The sequence below is a fragment of the Deltaproteobacteria bacterium RIFCSPHIGHO2_02_FULL_44_16 genome (assembly GCA_001798185.1).
Taxonomy (GTDB): Bacteria; UBA10199; UBA10199; order 2-02-FULL-44-16; family 2-02-FULL-44-16; genus 2-02-FULL-44-16.
In genome coordinates this window covers 104,653-121,458 of record MGRM01000022.1, presented here as the reverse complement: position 1 = coordinate 121,458, position 16,806 = coordinate 104,653, and the positions used below count along the sequence as shown (strand labels likewise).

Below are 16,806 nucleotides of genomic sequence, written 5' to 3'. Positions count from 1 at the left end.
CAATCAATTTCTTCCGTACGTTTAATTCCTTGATATTCTTTTACTTTCAGTCTTGATCGAAACTCCCTTGAGGGGATGAATATCCATTAAGTTTGGATAAAAACCTTCGAGTTTTTTGCTGATCATTGTTGGAATCGTAATGGTATAAATCGGCAGAACTGGAGCCTCATCGAGAAGAAGTTTTTCAGCTTGGGTAAAGAGAGCATATCGTTCTTTTTGGTTTTGCGTAAAAGAAGCCTTGGAAATAAGACTGTCATATTCAGGATTTACCCATTTAGACTGATTGTGTGGATGAGCAGAGAGTCCAAGCTCTAAAAAGGTATTTGGATCGACATAATCGCCGATCCATCGAGAGCGAGCCAAGTCATAGTCTTGGACAGAGCGCACTTTGAGAAGTGTTTTCCAATCCATATTCTGAAGCTCGACATGAATCCCTAAATGTTCACGCCACATGTTCTGCAGAAGCTCCATAATGGTTTTGCTATTGCCACTGGTTTCATAGGAAAGCATTGTTTTCGGAAAACCTTTTCCCTCTGGAAAACCAGCTTCAGCGAGCAGGGCTTTCGCCCTCTCTGGGTTGAAAGGGAGTCCTTCTGGTGGTTGATAACCAGCAGTTCCAGGTGGTGTAAATGACGACATCACTTTTCCGACATGAATGACATCGACAATTTTCTGACGATCGATCGCCATCATCAGAGCCTGACGAACTCGCTTATCTTTAAACTGGGGTCGATTGACATTCACGAGAAGAAAGAAATTCGCAAGCTGCGGCGCTTTCACAAACTCTTCGTTCTTCTCAAGCATTGGAACTTTGAGTGACGGCACATCTCGTACGTAATGAATTTCTCCATTCAGAAAACGTTTGAGCGCCATCTCTTGATCGTCGATGGGAAGAAATTTGACGGTCTCAAGTTTTACATTTTTACGATCCCAATAATGGGGATTTGGTTTCATGAGCAGATGTTTATACGGAATCCATTCCGTCAAAATAAATGGGCCATTACTCACAATATTTTCCGGTCGTGTGGATTGATCTCCATAAGTTTCAACTGTCTTTTGATGAACCGGTCGGAGGGTGGGAAAACAAAGGATACTTGGGAAAAAAGGAGTCGGTTTGCTCAATGTTACTGCAAGTGTGTAATCATCAACCGCTTTCACTCCAAGCTTTGTGAGATCTGTAACTTTTCCCGTATTAATCTCTTCACCATTGCGAATAAAATAAATGACAAACGCATATTGCGATGCGGTTTTGGGATCAGCGACACGACGCCATGAAGAGACAAAATCGTGGGCAGTAACTGGATCGCCATTGGACCATTTTCCATTTTTGCGGAGATGAAAGATGTAGGTTTTGCCATCAGAGCTTATTTCATAATGTGTTGCAAGCGCTGGAACCGGTTCTTGCGTCTTCGGATCGTATTCGAGGAGTCCTTCAAAAAGCTGTACCGATACTTCAACTGAAACCGCATCGTGAGCTAATCCTGGATCAATATATGCGGGCTCTCCGGGAATACTCTCCACGTACTCTTGTGTCACTTTTGACTGTTTCCCCTTACAGGAAATTGCAAAGAAAAAGAGAAGTATTAAACAAAACGAAAAAAGATGTTTCATACGAAGCCTTTTTTTTATTTCAGCGTCACACCCTTCAACGAATGGAAATCCAAAAGGTTTGAATAGAATCCTGTCAATTTTTTACTCATCATCGCTGACATCGTAATGGTATACACTGGCAAAATGGGCGCTTCATCGAGGAGTATTTTTTCTGCCTTCGTAAAGAGAGCGTACCGCTCTTTCTGAGAGAGCGTTGCTGCAGCTTTGGTAATCAAATCATCGTATTCCTTATTGACCCATTTCACTTCATTCATTGGATGATACGAGAGATAGAGTTCAAGAAAAGTATTCGGATCGACATAATCACCAACCCAACGAGAACGAGCAATATCGTAATCTTGAGCTTCTCGCGCTTTCAAAAGTGTCTTCCAATCCATATTTTGAAGCTCGACTTTAATCCCCAAATATTCACGCCACATATTTTGGATCAGCTCCATAATCGTTTTATTATTATCACTCGTTTCATAAGAAATAATTGTTTTCGGGAAATTTTTTCCTTCAGGGTATCCTGCTTCAGCGAGCAGGGCTTTCGCCCTTTCTGGATTAAATGGAAGTCCTTCGGGTGGTTGATAGCCGGCAGTCCCTGGAGGAGTTAACGCCGAGGTCGGTTTTCCGACATGAACCACATCCACAAGTTTTTGACGATCGATCGCCATCATGAGCGCTTGACGTACGCGCTTATCTTTAAATTGGGGTCGATTGACATTCATGAGAAGATAGTAGGTTGCAAGTTGTGGAGATCTTACAAACTCCTCATGCTTCTCAAGCATCGGAATTTTCAATGCAGGGACATCACGTACATAGTGAATTTCACCACTCAGAAAACGTTTGAGCGCAACTTCCTGATCATTAATCGGAAGAAATTTTACCGTCTCAAGTTTCACATTGGCACGATCCCAGTAATGAGGATTTGGTTTCATGAGGAGATGTTTGTACGGAATCCATTCGGCGAGAATAAAGGGTCCGTTACCGACGATATGTTCTGGCCGTGTCCAGCGATCACCATAGGCTTCGATGGTTTTCTGATGCACAGGTCGCAGTGGTGGAAAAGAGACTACTCCTGGAAAGAAAGGAGTTGGGTTTACGAGTTTTACTTCTATTGTATAATCATCAAGAGCTTTGACACCGAGCTTGCTGAGATCTTTTATTTTTCCATTATTAATCTCTTCGCCATTCACGATAAAATACGTCAGAAAAGCGTATTGCGAGGCAAACGCCGGACTTGCAGTACGGCGCCATGAAGAGACAAAATCACGCGCTGTGACCGGCTCGCCATTGGACCACTTCCCATCTCTACGAAGATGAAACGTGTAGGTTTTGCCATCACTGCTCACATCATAACGTGTGGCAAGAGCAGGAATTGGCTCTGCTGTTTTGGGATCAAACTCTAAAAGTCCTTCAAAAAGTTGAATGGTCACTTCGGTAGAAACAATATCAGCTGCTTGTCCCGGATCAACATACTCTGGCTCATCTGCAATGCTCTCCACAAATTCTTGTTTCCCTTCGACTTTCTTCCCTTTGCAAGCAACGAGGCTGGAGAGAAAAATTGTCAAGATGAGCAATAGAATTCGTTTCATGAAGACTCCTTAAGTAAGCATGAAGAAGCAATTTTCAAAAGATCTCCTGTTTGTGGGTCCTGCCGCCTGCGGTGTTCCGGCCCTCCCACTTTGCGGGAGACCCTCCCGGAAGCACCTCCGGCGTCACCCACAATTCATTATCTCTTTTGAAATTGCTTCTTAATCAAGCGTAACACCCTTCAGCGGATGCTGGTTCATCGCGTTGTGATATATGCCAGTTACTTTTGCGCTGATCAAGTGTGGATGTGTATAGGTGTAAATCGGAAGTGCTGGCGATTCATCAAGCAAAATACTTTCCGCTTTGCGCAAGAGCTGGAAACGTTTCGAAGCATTTCTGGTCTTGGTCGCTTCTCGTAGCAACTCTTCATATCCTTGATGGTTCCATCCGCTAAAATTATTTCCAAATCCAGGGCGGAAAAGATCCAAGAATGTTGTCGGATCAGGATAGTCGCCAATCCATCCGCGACGGCTGATCTGGAAATTTCCCACACGCCATTCTTTGAGCAAACTTTTCATCTCCATGTTGTATAGTTTCACTTCGATACCTAAGTTTTCTTTCCACATATTCTGTATAAGTTGCATCGCCATTTTGTGCTCATCGCTCGTATTGTAAACAAGGGTTGTTTCAGGAAATTTTTTAGGATCAGCGAAGCCTGCTTCAGCGAGCTGCGCTCTTGCTTTTTCCGGGTTAAACTCCAGGCCTTTTGCCGGTATATAACCGGCGATGCTTTCCGGAACAAAACTCGCACTGGCCATCCCTTTTTGAATCACGTCGACAATTTTCTGACGATCAATGGCCATCACGAAGGCTTGGCGAACTCGTTTGTCTTTGAGTTGCGGAGTATTGACATTAAACATTACAAAATAAGTGCCAAGCAGAGGTCCATCGACAAATTCTGGCTGTGATTTGAGCGTTTTTATTTTCAAATCTGGAACACGGTGCATGAAATGAAGCGTTCCTTCTTGAAAGAGTTTCAGGGCCGTTTCAGCTTCTTCAATCACATGAAAAACAGCTTGTGTCAGATGAACATGTTTGCGATCCCAGTAATTTGGATTTGCCTCTAACAAAATCTGATCGTAAGGCTTCCACTCTTTCAGCAAGAATGGACCGTTGGTGACAATATGTCCAGGTTGTGCCCATTCTTTGTCATAGGTCTCAACGGTTTTCTGATGCACGGGAAGAAAAGTTGTCCAACTCACAAGATAAGGAAAAAATGGGAGCGGATGCTCAAGCTCGGCCTTGAGTATCGTAGGGCTGATTGCGCTCACGCCAAGTTGTGTGAGATCTGAAATCTTTCCCGTGTTAATCGCCTCTCCATTTTTGAGATGATACAAATAATACGCATATTTCGCTGCTGTCTTTGGATCCACGGCTCGTCGCCAGGAGTAGACAAAATCATTGGCGGTAACAGCATCGCCATTGGACCACTTTGCATCATCGCGAAGGTAAAACGTATATGTCAGACCATCATCGCTCACTTCAAATTTCTTAGCGAGAGCTGGACGCGGTTCTAATGTTTTCGGATGAAGCTCTAAAAGTCCTTCGAAAAGATTGATAATCACTTCCCGCGAATTTTCATCACTCGAAAGTGTCGGATCAAGATATTCAATTTCGCCATAGAGGACGGTATGAAAAGCTTTTGCTGATTTTTTGGAGCTACATGCAATGACAGTTCCGAGAAAAAAGAGAAAAGTGAAAAAAAGAAAACGTTTCATAAGATAAGGATCCGACTGCTGTCATTCCCGCATGCAGTAAGCGGGAATCTCATGAGATCCCCGCCTTCGCGGGGATGACAAAAGTTCATTTTGTTACGCGTTATAAAAATTTTCACTCCTTCAACGATACAAACTTCAGCGGATGCATCCCGAGAAGGGTGTGATGGTAACCCTCCATCTTCTTGCTCATCATGCTCGGAAAGGTCCACGTATAAATTGGAAGTACTGGTGACTCATCCAGCAAAATGGATTCTGCTTTTTGGAAATATTCAAAACGTTTTTTTGAATTTATGGTCTCTCCCGCTAAACGAATCAAACGATCATATTCAAGGTTACTCCAGCCAGCATCATTGTTTCCATTTCCTGTCAGATGCATATCAAGAAACGTATTGGGATCGACATAATCCCCGATCCATCCCATACGGCCAAGTTCATAATTGCGCTCGCGATAGGATTGATAGAGCGTTTTCCATTCCATATTTCGTATTTCTACTTCAATCCCTAAATTTTCTTTCCACATATTTTGCACAAGCTCCATCACCCGTTTATGATCTTGATCGGTATTGTACGAAAGTGTGATTTTCGGAAGCCCCTTACCTTCTGGATATCCTGCCTCCGCTAACAGGGCTCGCGCCTTTTCAGGATTAAAAGGGAGACCTTCGGGAGGTTGATATCCTGCAGTTCCTTTGGGAGTAAAGGCAGCGTTGGCAATACCTCGGTGAAGAACTTGTGTGATTTTTTCACGATCAATACTCATCGCAAGCGCCTGACGAAGATGTTTATTATTGAACGGTGGTTTTGCGACATTCACCAGAACATAATAAGCTCCCAAAAAAGGTCCGTGGTTAAATTCCGGATCTCCCTGAAGTGTGGGAATTTTGAGACTTGGGACTTCATCAACATAGTGCAATTGACCTGCACGAAAGAGTTTGAACGCTACTTCGCGATCTTCAAGAGGATAATAGACCACACGATCGAGTTTTAAATTTTTGCGATCCCAGTACTTTGGATTTGGTTCAAGAACGATCTGTTTGTTTGGAGTCCATTCTTTTAAAATAAACGCTCCATTGGAAACGATATGCTCAGCACGAATCCACTTGTCGCCATAAGCTTCAACGGTTTTCTGATGCACCGGGCGAAGCGTTTGAAAAGTGACAATAGCTGAAAAAAACGGTGTTGGATTCTCGAGTTCAACTCGAAGTGTCAGATCATCCACCGCAGTCACTCCAAGCTCTGATGCATTTGCTTTTCCTTCATAAATTTTCTGCGCATTTTTGATGTAAAAAGCTTGAAAGGCATAAGCAGCTCCAAGTTTTGGATCAACGACGCGTTTCCAGGAATAGACAAAATCGTGCGCTGTGACCGGATCGCCATTAGACCATTTCGCCTCTTTGCGAAGATGAAAGGTGTACACTTTTCCATCTTCACTGACATCATAATGACTTGCAGCGCCAGGAATCGGTTCAAGTGTTTTGGGATGATATTCAAGAAGTCCTTCAAAAAGTTGCATCACCACTCGTGAAGCCGCAACGTCGCGAATAAGCGCCGGATCAAGTGTGTCGACTTCACTTTTATTATCGAGATGAAGCACTCGCGCCTGTTTTCCTTGTTCTTTACGCGAACAACCGACCATCAAACCCATAATCAGGAATAATGTGAAGAGGTGACGCAGTCTTTTCATCTCTATTCTCCTTATGAAAAAGTCTCTCGGAGGCGTTGTCTCGCTACGGCGGCTCAATTCAATCGCCATCTCGCCGCCTGCTCTTTGGCACTGCGAAGATGATGGCTGCTGTTCGCAGTGCCTGCAGACGCCGCTCGACAAACACCTCCTGCGGACTTTTTAACAGGCTAATTCTTCACTGACGCAAATTTCAATGTATATTGATTCATCGCGTTGACCTTTAAATCCTTCACATTTGATTTTACCATCCAATAATTGTTGTAAAAATAGATGGGAATGCCCGGCATGTCATTCAGCCAGATTTCTTCGAGCTTGGCATACATCTCGAGTCGTTTTTGAGGATTATTTTCTTTTGTGACTTCTCCCCAAATGCGATCAAATTCGGCATTTGACCATTGCGAATAATTCCCTGGAGATTCGGTGACATCCCCTTCAAAAAACGTTGAAGGATAAATATATTCTCCAATACCGCCAAGACGAGCAATTTCAAAATTATGACTGTGAAGATTTGCAATATGGACTTTCCATTCAAAGTTTCGAATCTCAATGTTGACACCTAAATGCTGTTTCCACATCTGTTGCACGGCTTCAGCAATAAGCCGATGAGCTTCGTCTGTGTTATAACTTAAAGTGAGTTTCGGAAATCCCTTACCATCGGGGTAACCCGCTTCAGTCAAAAGTTTTTTGGCTGCATCAGGATTGAAGTCGAGATATTTTTTGTACGGATATCCCGTTACCCCTGGTGGAAGAAAACCGGTTGCCGGTTGCTCACCACTTGCAGTTACTTTTTCGACAATGGTTGTACGATCAATCGCAAGTGCAAGTGCTTTTCGGACACGAACATCTTTGAGAATCGGATGCTTCACATTGATAGGATAGTAATAAATCCCAAAGAGCGGTCCCTGATGAAATTCAGGATCCTGTTTCAAAACACGAACTTTTGTTTTTGGAAGCTGCCACATGAAATCAATTGCACTCGCTTTGTAACTTTTGAGCGCAGTTTCCAGATCATCCATAAAAAGAATATGGACAGTGTTAATGGCCACATTCGCTTTGTCCCAATAATAAGGACTTTTGACAAAAATAGCCCGATCACTCAGAAGGTGTTCTTTCAATATATACGGACCATTGGAAATAATATTCGAAGGTTCAGTCCATTTATCTCCAAATTTTTCAACCACTTCTTTTTTGACCGGATAGAATGTTGGTGATGAGAGAAGCTCAAGTATGGGAGGAAATGGACCTTCAAGTTCAACAATAAATGTAAATTTATCCTTTGCTTTAAATCCAATTTGAGAAGGATCATTGATCTTTTGAGAGTTATAAGCACGTCCATTTTTGAGGTAATCAAAACGACTTGCCTGTGGACACGCAGTTTTCGGATCAATCACTCGACGCCACGAATATTCAAAATCCTGTGCTGTCAACAGTGTTCCATCAGACCACTTCGCATCTTCCCTTAAATAAAATGTATACGTTTTTCCATCTTTACTGACATCCCAACGTTTTGCGACACCAGGTTTAATCGAGTTATCACGATGATCAATCTGAACAAGTCCCTCAAAGTATTGACGTACAAGGTTGTCTGCATCCACCGCGGAGGTTTTATGAGGATCAAAAGATTGCGGAACTGAACCATTGTGAACAATCAAGGGACGTTCGCCTGTTTCCGCAAAAAGAGGAAAACTCAGCAGCAAACCTAGCATCAAACTCAAAACACTTTTTTTCTTCATCATTGCTCTCCTTAGTTGATCCCCTCTTGAGAATCTATTTGCAAAGGGTGTCATCGCGAGCCCAAAGGGCGTGGCGATCTGACCGAAGGTCATCCTGAGGCAAAGCCGAAGGATCTCCCGGAGATCCCTCGCTTTCGCTCGGGACGACACTTTGTGTCGGATTGCTTCGTCGCTGAAGCTCCTCGCAATGACATACGACGACTTTACAAACATGTCCTATAAATCTCTCTCTATCTCTTTCCATTCAGTGAAACATATTTCAGATTAAATGACTTCATCGGACTCAAACTCAAGCCGGTGACATGCGACTTCGTCATCCACTCATTTTTATAAAAGAAGAGAGGAATGTCTGGCATCTCATTCATGAGAATTGCTTCCAGTTCAGCGTAGAGCTGGAGTCTCTTTTTAGGATCTGTCTCTTTTCCTGCCATCTCCCATGTGCGATCATATTCAGCGTTCGAGAACTGGGCATAATTGTCAGGAGACTGTGTTGTCTTTTCTTCGAGCGTTCCTGAAGGATAGATGTATTCCCCAATGCCTCCAAGTCGCGCGATCTCGAAGCTGTGACTTTGAAGTGATTTAATATGCACTTTCCATTCATGATTTTGAAGGACCACATTGATTCCCAAATGCTCTCTCCACATCTGTTGAACCGTCTGTGCCATCAGTTTGTGCAGATCAAGCGTGTTATAACTCAGCGTCAGGGTTGGAAATCCCTTGCCATCAGGGTAACCGGCTTCGGCTAACAATTTCTTTGCAACTGCAGGATCAAAATCGACATATTTTTTATACGTATATCCTTGAACACCAGGAGGAATCACGCCGTATGCAGGTTTCTCCCCTGTTCGCAAAATCTTTTCGACGATCGTTTGCCGATCGATCGCATAGGCAAGTGCACGGCGGACACGGGCATCTTTTAAAACAGGATGCTTTGTATTGACCGGATAGTAATACGTTCCAAATGAGGGACTGGCATGATAGAGAGGATCAGACTGCAACACAACCGCTTTGGTCTGAGGAACCTGATAGATATAATCGAGCTCGCCAGCTTGAAACTGTTTCAGCGCTGTTTCAAGATCCTCAATAAGATGGGCGTGCACTTCATCTAAATTGACATTGTCTTTATCCCAGTAGGTCGGATTTTTCGTAAAGATGATGCGATCCTGAATGCGATATTCCTTCAAGACAAAGGGACCATTCGAAACAATATGCGAAGGCTCTGTCCACTTATCTCCAAATTTTTGAACAACATCTTTTTTGAGAGGAGAATAGGTCGGCGACGTGAGGAGTTCGAGAATTGGTGGGAAAGGAGTTTCAAGTGTCAGTTCCAGGGTCATGTCATCAATCGCACGAAACCCAACCTGCGAAACATCGGTGATCTTTTTCGCATTATAAGCGCGGCCGTTTTTCAGATAATCAAAGCGCGCTGCTGTCACACATCCTGTTTTAGGATCGAGGCAACGCTTCCAAGCATAGACAAAATCATGTGCTGTGATTTTAGTTCCATCCGACCATTTCGCTTCGCGCAAATAAAACGTATAGATGCGACCATCGGGACTGACGGTCCAACGTTTCGCAACGCCTGGTTTCACCGAATTATCGCGATGATCAAAAGCAAGAAGACCTTCGAAATGCTGCAAGAAAAGATTTCTGCCATCAACCGTCGACGTCAGGTGTGGGTCAAGCGAGTCGGGGTCAGAACCACTATGAAAGGTAAAAACTCGTGTACTTGTTGCAGCAAAAAGTGGTGCTGAGAACAAAAACGAAAGCGCAACAAACAACCCTGATAATCTTTTCATATATGTCACTCCTTTTTATTTTTCCTCTTCAAACCACGCAAATTTGACAGGATGCATATCCTGCAAATTGCCATAAAATCCTTTGACCCGTGGATCCAAAAGAAGTGGACGCCCATAATGATAAAGAGGGATAAGCGGCGCTTGTTCGAGCATCATCTCTTCCGCCTGTTGGAGGAGTTCAAATCGTTTTTTTGGATCTCTTTCTTTTCCAGATTGAACCAAAACAAGATCATCATAGACAGGATTACTCCATTTTGAATAGTTTTGAGTTGAAGCGGTGGTTGTAATTTCAAGAAAGGTCAGAGGATCGACATAATCTCCAATCCATGTAAACCGCCCCACTTCATAATTTCCCTCTTCAACATTTTTGAGATGGCTCTTCCATTCTTGATTATAAAGCTCAGCTTCGACTCCTAAATTTTCTTTCCACATATTTTGAACCATTTCTGCAATAAGCTTGTGATTTTCGTTCGTGTTATAACTCAGCGTCACTTTCAACGTTTTCGGATCCTGAAAGCCTGCTTCAGAAAGAAGTTGACGCGCTTTTTCTGGATTAAAAGATAAACCTTTTGCTGTGGTGTAGCCTGGAATACCAGGTGGAACTAAATTACGGGTAGGATATCCCTGCTGCAAGACATTGGTGATTTTCTCTCTTTCAATCGACATCGCAAGTGCCTGACGAACGCGCACATCATCAAAAGGCTTTTTCTTGGTATTGATAGAATAATAGTAAGTCGCAAGTTGAATGGCATCATGATAATGCGGATTGGATTTCAACGTCGGAATTTTCAGCGTCGGGATATCGTCAGTATAATGCGCACTCCCTTCAAGATGTTTTTTCAGCGCGGTTTCTCTCTCTTCAATCAGAAGAAATCGAATACGATTGATCCGGACATTTTGGGCATCCCAATAGTAAGGATTTTTTTCTGCCACCATCTCTTTTTGAACTTCCCATGAAACAAGTTTGTAAGGACCATTACTGACAATATGTTCCGGATGTGTCCATTTATCTCCAAATGTTTCGACTGTTTTACGATGCACCGGACGATAGGCCGGATACGCAATCATTTGAGGAAAATAATGCGCAGGATGCTTGAGCGTCACCTGAAGTGTAACATCATCGAGCGCCTTTACCATGACACTATTACCATCTGTATTTTTCCCTTCATTAAATTCTTGGCCGCCTTTGATGATATAAAAATAAGAGGCGTAGTAAGAACCGGTTTTTGGATCGAGCGCTCGTTTCCACGAATATTCAAAATCATGCGCGGTGACAGGATCACCGTTCGACCATTTCGCATCCTGACGAAGGTGAAAGGTATAGAGAAGTCCGTCGGAACTGACATCTGAACTCGTCGCCAGGGCTGGAACAGGTTCATTGGTTTCTGGATGATATTCTGTCAACCCCTCAAAGAGTTGAACTCCAACATCGGAGCCTGAATTTTCTTGAACCAAACCAGGATCGATTGATTTCGGATCAGAGTAAAGATTCCAAATAAAGGTATCTGGAAGCGCAGCTACCTCTTTCTTTCCAGCGCAAGATCCGCCACCTGTACAACTTGTCGCGAAGATACAAAGAACGAGGAGAAAAAATCGTTTCATAGTGAGATTCCTCTTAAAAACAAAATGTCGGGAAATAACCACCTTGCCAAAGGACCGATTCTCGGACCTTGGCGCAGGCAATGTCAGAACAACGAATCCTTCTTTGAGACATGACATCAAACATGTGGTTATTGGATTACTGAGGAAATAGAACATGGTCAAGTCCTCTTTTAAAAAAGGTATTTCAGATTTCATCATTGACGCATAACGTTTGCTTACGTTAGGAAAGCTACTTATGCTTCGTTACATCTTTAAACGACTTGTCGGGAGTTTGTTGACGATTCTGTGTATCACGACGTTTTGTTTTTTTATGATTCGCATTGCCCCCGGAGGTCCTTTTGATGAGGAAAAGGCCATTCCACCGGATATTAAACGCAATATTGAAAAAAAATATCATCTCGATGAACCCCTTCCCAAGCAATACTTACGGTATGTCAAAGGAGTTTTTCTTCACCTCGATCTCGGACCCTCTTATAAATATCCTGGTCGCGATGTGAATGAATTCATCGAAGCTGGAGTTCCGAAAACATTACAACTCGGATTTGGAGCGCTCATTGTTGCGCTGTGCCTTGGAGTTGGCATGGGACTCACTGCGGCGCTTCGTCAGAATACGCGCATCGATTATTTCGCGATGGCCTTTGCCATGATCGGAGTTTCGATTCCGAGTTTTGTCATGGCCCCTTTGATGCAACTTTTCTTCAGTCTCAAATTGAAACTTTTTCCCGTCGCTGGATGGGAAAGTTTTCATCATATGATTCTCCCCTGCCTTGCACTTGGGACTCTCTATGCCGCCACCATCGCACGTCTCACACGCGGCGGAATGCTGGAAGTAGTCCGTCAAGATTACATTCGTGCAGCGAGAGCCAAGGGACTCAAAGAAAGAACCGTCGTCATACGACATATGCTCAGAGGCGGACTTCTTCCGATTGTCTCTTATTTAGGACCTGCTTGTGCATCCCTTTTAACAGGTTCACTCGTCATTGAAAAAATTTTCGACATTCCTGGAATTGGTCGTCACTTTGTGAATAGCGCCCTCAATCGTGATTACACGATGACCATGGGAATGGTGATTTTTTATGCATCGCTTCTTCTTCTTTTTAATCTCATCGTTGATATTGCCTATACGTTTTTAGATCCGCGTATTCGATATGATTGAGAAGAGACTCTCGTGAGAGGAACGTAAAGATGGCAACGCAAGAGCAGGACATCGAAGAATTGATAAGTGAACAAGCACTTGAAGCAGGAACGAGTCTTTGGAAAGACGCGTGGTATCGACTCATTCGTAACAAAGCCGCCCTCATCAGTGGCATCTATGTCGTCATTTTACTCATTCTCGCCATTTTGACTCCCTGGATTGCTCCGTATGAATTCGATGCGGTCAACTACGATAAAATTGGGGCACCACCCAGTTTTGAACACTGGCTTGGAGCCGATGTTCTCGGCAGAGATCTTTTCACCCGTTGTCTCTACGGCCTTCGTATCTCCCTTGCCGTCGGATTTGTCGCGACCATTGTCAGTTTCTTTATTGGAATCATCTATGGTGCTGTCGCGGGTTATTGTGGAGGAAAACTCGATGCCATGATGATGCGCTTTGTCGACATCATGTACGCGCTTCCTTATATCTTTCTCGTCATTATTTTAATGACCCTTTTTGGACGAAATATCATTCTTCTGTTTATCGCTCTTGGCGCTGTAGAATGGCTGACGATGGCACGTATCGTCCGTGGACAAATTCTTTCGCTCAAACACAAAGAATTTATCGAGGCAGCGCACTCCATCGGCGTTCGCAAACGACATATTATTTTTCGGCATCTCATCCCAAATGCGATGGGACCCATTATTGTCTATTCGACCTTGACCGTTCCGCAGGTTATTTTAGCGGAAGCATTTTTAAGTTTCTTAGGTCTCGGGGTTCAAGCTCCCATGGCTTCTCTGGGAAGCCTTGCTTCCGATGGAGCTCAAGCCATGGAACTCTATTCCTGGCTGATTATTTTCCCAGGACTTTTACTTGCAACACTTCTTTTTGCACTTAATTATCTCGGGGATGGACTTCGTGATGCACTTGACCCAAGGATGAAACAGTGACCGACCCCATTCTTTCAGTTCGTGATTTGAAAACCTACTTTTATACTCGTGAAGGAGTGGTCAAAGCTGTTGATGGTGTTACCTTTGATCTTCTTCCGGGACAAACACTCGGCATTGTCGGAGAATCGGGTTCAGGGAAAAGTATTACGAATCTCTCCATGCTCAAACTCATTCCGCAACCACCGGGAAAAATTGTTTCCGGTGAAGTTTTTTTCGAAGGTCGAGATCTTCTCAAACTTCCCGAAAATGAAATCTGTAAAATTCGGGGCAATCATATTTCGATGATATTTCAAGATCCGATGACATCGTTAAATCCATTTCTCAAAATTTCGCGACAATTGACGGAAGTCTTAGAACACCACAAACATCTTTCCAAAACAGAGGCATTGAAGAAAGCTGTTGAAATGCTCGATATTGTCGGCATTCCAAGTGCCAAATCGCGCGTCCACGATTATCCGCATCAATTTTCAGGCGGCATGCGTCAGCGAGTGATGATCGCCATGTCCCTTCTTTGCCAACCCCAAATTCTCATTGCCGATGAACCGACAACAGCGCTTGATGTGACGATCCAGGCACAGATTTTGGATCTTCTGAAAAATCTTCAAAAAGAGTTCGGCATGGCCATTATTTTAGTCACCCATAATCTCGGAGCTGCTGCATCGATGTGTGATCACATTGCGGTGATGTATGCAGGTCGCATTATTGAATATGGAACAAGCGATGAAATCTTTGGAAAACCGAAACATCCCTATACTCTTGGACTCCTTCGCTCTGTTCCACGTCTCGATGAAGCGAGGTCCGAGAGGCTTGCGACAATTATGGGGCATCCCCCGGACTTAGTGACACTTCCGCCAGGATGTCCGTTTGCTCCGCGCTGTGAATATGTCATCGATCATTGTCGTAAGGAATATCCGATCGCCATGGAATTCGGAGAGGGTCATTATTCTCATTGCTGGCGAGCAAAAGAGGTGGAAACGCCATCAGTTCCTGTTGTGAGGATCAAAGATCATGGCTGAAACATTGGTCAATGTTGAAAACTTAAAAGTCCATTTTCCGGTGGAAAAAGGGACTCTTTTTCGAAAAACCGTGGGGCATGTTCGCGCCGTGGATGGCATTGATTTCAGCATCTACGCCGGTGAAACCTTAGGTCTTGTTGGAGAGTCGGGATGCGGAAAATCGACCACAGGAAGAGCCCTTTTACGCCTCATTGAACCGACCCTTGGAAGGGTCATGTTTCAGGGGAGAGATATCACGAAACTCTCTGAAAATAATTTGCGCCGTGAGCGAATGAATTTTCAAATGATTTTTCAAGACCCCTATGCCTCTTTAAATCCACGCATGACGGTCGGAAGCATTGTCGCCGAACCACTTCGCGTTTTTGGCATTGCTCGAGGAAAAGCGCTTGAACGGAGAGTTCACGAACTGTTGCAGCTCGTGGGACTCGATCCGAAATTTATCCGTCGCTATCCGCACGAGTTTTCCGGAGGGCAGCGTCAACGTATCGGTATTGCTCGAGCGTTAGCACTGAATCCAAAATTCATTGTAGCAGATGAACCGATTTCAGCCCTCGATGTCTCAATTCAAGCTCAAATTTTGAATTTACTGATGGATCTCCAACAAAAATTAAAGCTCACGTATCTTTTCATTGCCCATGACCTCGCTGCTGTTCGACATATTTCAAATCGCGTAGCAGTGATGTATTTGGGAAAGATTGTGGAAATTGCGAATCACGATGAAATTTACCTTCAACCAGAACATCCTTATACGCAAGCGCTGCTCTCTGCAGTTCCGATTCCTGACCCACAAATTGAACGACAGCGAAAACGAGTGGTACTCAAGGGAGAAGTGCCGAGTCCCTTAAATCCCCCCTCGGGTTGTCGCTTTCACACCCGATGTCCGTATGCGATGCCACATTGTGCCACAATCGAACCGCCGCTTAAGGATTATGGAAGAAGCGGCCACCTTACCGCGTGTCACCTGATGGAATTACCGAAACCACCTCATTTAGGTCCGCAAACACCGCGAGTAGCTTAAACCACAACTTTTTCCTTTTTCGCCCGATAATAAGGATGAAGGGGAACCCTGTGAGGTTTCAGAGAGTGGAGGTAACCATGTTACGTCCAGAAGTGATTGAAAAGATCCAGAAAAGAGAAGAAGAGCAACAACGTCCTTCATTAGAATTACCGCTCTTCCCACCTGTGATTCAACCTTCGTATCGCGATCCACGAGAAGAACCTGAAGAGACCACCGCACGAGTGGTGATTATTGACCTTTAATTCTCTACTTCCACCAATACCGTCACGACATCGTTCTGAACTTCGACAAAACCTTTTTTGATAGAAACATCGGCAAGTGTTTGCCCCGTACCGCGAGCTTTCATGCGGCCTTGCTTTAAGCGACTGAGAAGCGCTGCGTGTCCGGGGAGAATGGTGATCTCTCCATCAGCACTCGGAAGCGTCACGGCTGTTGCCACTCCTTCGTACAGTGTTTCATGAGGGGTAATGAGTTTTAATTCCATTACGATGCTTTCTTCATCTGCTCTGCACGTGCGCGGGCTTCTTCGATCGTTCCGACCATGTAAAAGGCTTGTTCTGGAAGATCATCGTGTTTTCCTTCGACGAGTTCCTTAAATCCACGAATCGTATCGGCAATCTTCACAAATTTTCCTTCGTGCCCCGTAAACTGACTTGCGACATGGAACGGTTGCGAAAGGAAACGCTGAATCTTCCGAGCACGCGCAACAATCAGTTTATCTTCTTCAGAAAGTTCATCCATTCCAAGGATCGCAATAATATCCTGAAGATCTTTATAGCGCTGCAAGACTTTCTGCACATCACGCGCCACTTGATAGTGTTCTTCTCCAATGATGTCAGGAGATAAAATACGCGAGGTGGAATCGAGCGGATCGACTGCGGGGTAAATGCCGAGCTCTGCAATCTGACGCGAAAGCACGGTTGTGGCATCAAGATGCGAGAAGGTGGTTGCCGGAGCGGGATCTGTTA

The 16,806-nt window shown here is 44.1% G+C and carries 12 protein-coding genes and 1 pseudogene (1 of these 13 only partly in view); 4 read left to right on the top strand and 9 right to left on the bottom strand.

Annotated features, from left to right (window positions below; translation table 11 throughout):
- Window positions 1-21: 21 nt before the first annotated feature.
- The 7 genes from A3C46_01410 to A3C46_01380 form a co-directional block, all read right to left on the bottom strand.
- Entirely contained in the window at window positions 22-1,611 is a 1,590-nt protein-coding gene (locus A3C46_01410; protein OGQ21906.1) for a hypothetical protein, read from the bottom strand.
- Between the two features lie 14 nt (window positions 1,612-1,625).
- A complete protein-coding gene (locus A3C46_01405) occupies window positions 1,626-3,188 on the bottom strand; it encodes a hypothetical protein (GenBank protein OGQ21905.1) in 1,563 nt (520 codons plus the stop codon).
- Window positions 3,189-3,347: 159 nt separating this feature from the next.
- Window positions 3,348-4,856, bottom strand: coding sequence for a hypothetical protein (locus tag A3C46_01400; GenBank protein OGQ21919.1), 1,509 nt, complete (start codon window positions 4,854-4,856; stop codon window positions 3,348-3,350).
- Window positions 4,857-5,016: 160 nt separating this feature from the next.
- Window positions 5,017-6,585 carry a hypothetical protein gene (locus A3C46_01395; protein ID OGQ21904.1) on the bottom strand — a complete coding sequence of 523 codons (1,569 nt, stop codon included), beginning with the start codon at window positions 6,583-6,585 and terminating at the stop codon, window positions 5,017-5,019.
- A gap of 167 nt (window positions 6,586-6,752) precedes the next feature.
- Window positions 6,753-8,321: a hypothetical protein gene (locus A3C46_01390; protein ID OGQ21903.1), complete on the bottom strand. Its 1,569-nt coding sequence runs from the start codon at window positions 8,319-8,321 to the stop codon at window positions 6,753-6,755.
- 227 nt (window positions 8,322-8,548) lie between these two features.
- The gene (locus A3C46_01385) at window positions 8,549-10,117 is read right to left on the bottom strand and encodes a hypothetical protein (protein OGQ21902.1); all 1,569 of its coding nucleotides are present in this window, start codon (window positions 10,115-10,117) and stop codon (window positions 8,549-8,551) included.
- Window positions 10,118-10,132: 15 nt separating this feature from the next.
- Window positions 10,133-11,719: a hypothetical protein gene (locus A3C46_01380; GenBank protein OGQ21901.1), complete on the bottom strand. Its 1,587-nt coding sequence runs from the start codon at window positions 11,717-11,719 to the stop codon at window positions 10,133-10,135.
- Between the two features lie 235 nt (window positions 11,720-11,954).
- On the opposite strand from A3C46_01380, the gene A3C46_01375 reads away from it, so the two are divergent.
- Genes A3C46_01375 through A3C46_01360 form a run of 4 tightly spaced genes read left to right on the top strand, consistent with a single transcriptional unit; the run spans window position 11,955 to window position 15,838 of the window.
- Complete coding sequence (locus tag A3C46_01375; GenBank protein OGQ21900.1) at window positions 11,955-12,875, top strand: hypothetical protein; 921 nt, start codon at window positions 11,955-11,957, stop codon at window positions 12,873-12,875.
- 29 nt (window positions 12,876-12,904) lie between these two features.
- Complete coding sequence (locus A3C46_01370) at window positions 12,905-13,804, top strand: peptide ABC transporter permease (protein ID OGQ21899.1); 900 nt, start codon at window positions 12,905-12,907, stop codon at window positions 13,802-13,804.
- On the top strand, window positions 13,801-14,820 hold the full coding sequence (locus tag A3C46_01365) for a peptide ABC transporter ATP-binding protein (GenBank protein ID OGQ21898.1): 1,020 nt from the start codon (window positions 13,801-13,803) through the stop codon (window positions 14,818-14,820). Before A3C46_01370 ends, A3C46_01365 begins: the two co-directional genes overlap by 4 nt.
- A complete protein-coding gene (locus A3C46_01360) occupies window positions 14,813-15,838 on the top strand; it encodes a peptide ABC transporter substrate-binding protein (GenBank protein OGQ21897.1) in 1,026 nt (341 codons plus the stop codon). The genes A3C46_01365 and A3C46_01360 overlap by 8 nt, the downstream gene beginning before the upstream one ends.
- A 238-nt stretch (window positions 15,839-16,076) precedes the next feature.
- Here A3C46_01360 and A3C46_01355 read toward each other — a convergent pair whose 3' ends face one another.
- Together A3C46_01355 and A3C46_01350 are read right to left on the bottom strand one after the other, a co-directional pair.
- Window positions 16,077-16,322: an ATP synthase F1 subunit epsilon gene (locus A3C46_01355; GenBank protein ID OGQ21896.1), complete on the bottom strand. Its 246-nt coding sequence runs from the start codon at window positions 16,320-16,322 to the stop codon at window positions 16,077-16,079.
- Window positions 16,322-16,806: pseudogene (locus A3C46_01350) on the bottom strand (F0F1 ATP synthase subunit beta); it runs 800 nt beyond the window's last position. Before A3C46_01350 ends, A3C46_01355 begins: the two are co-directional and overlap by 1 nt.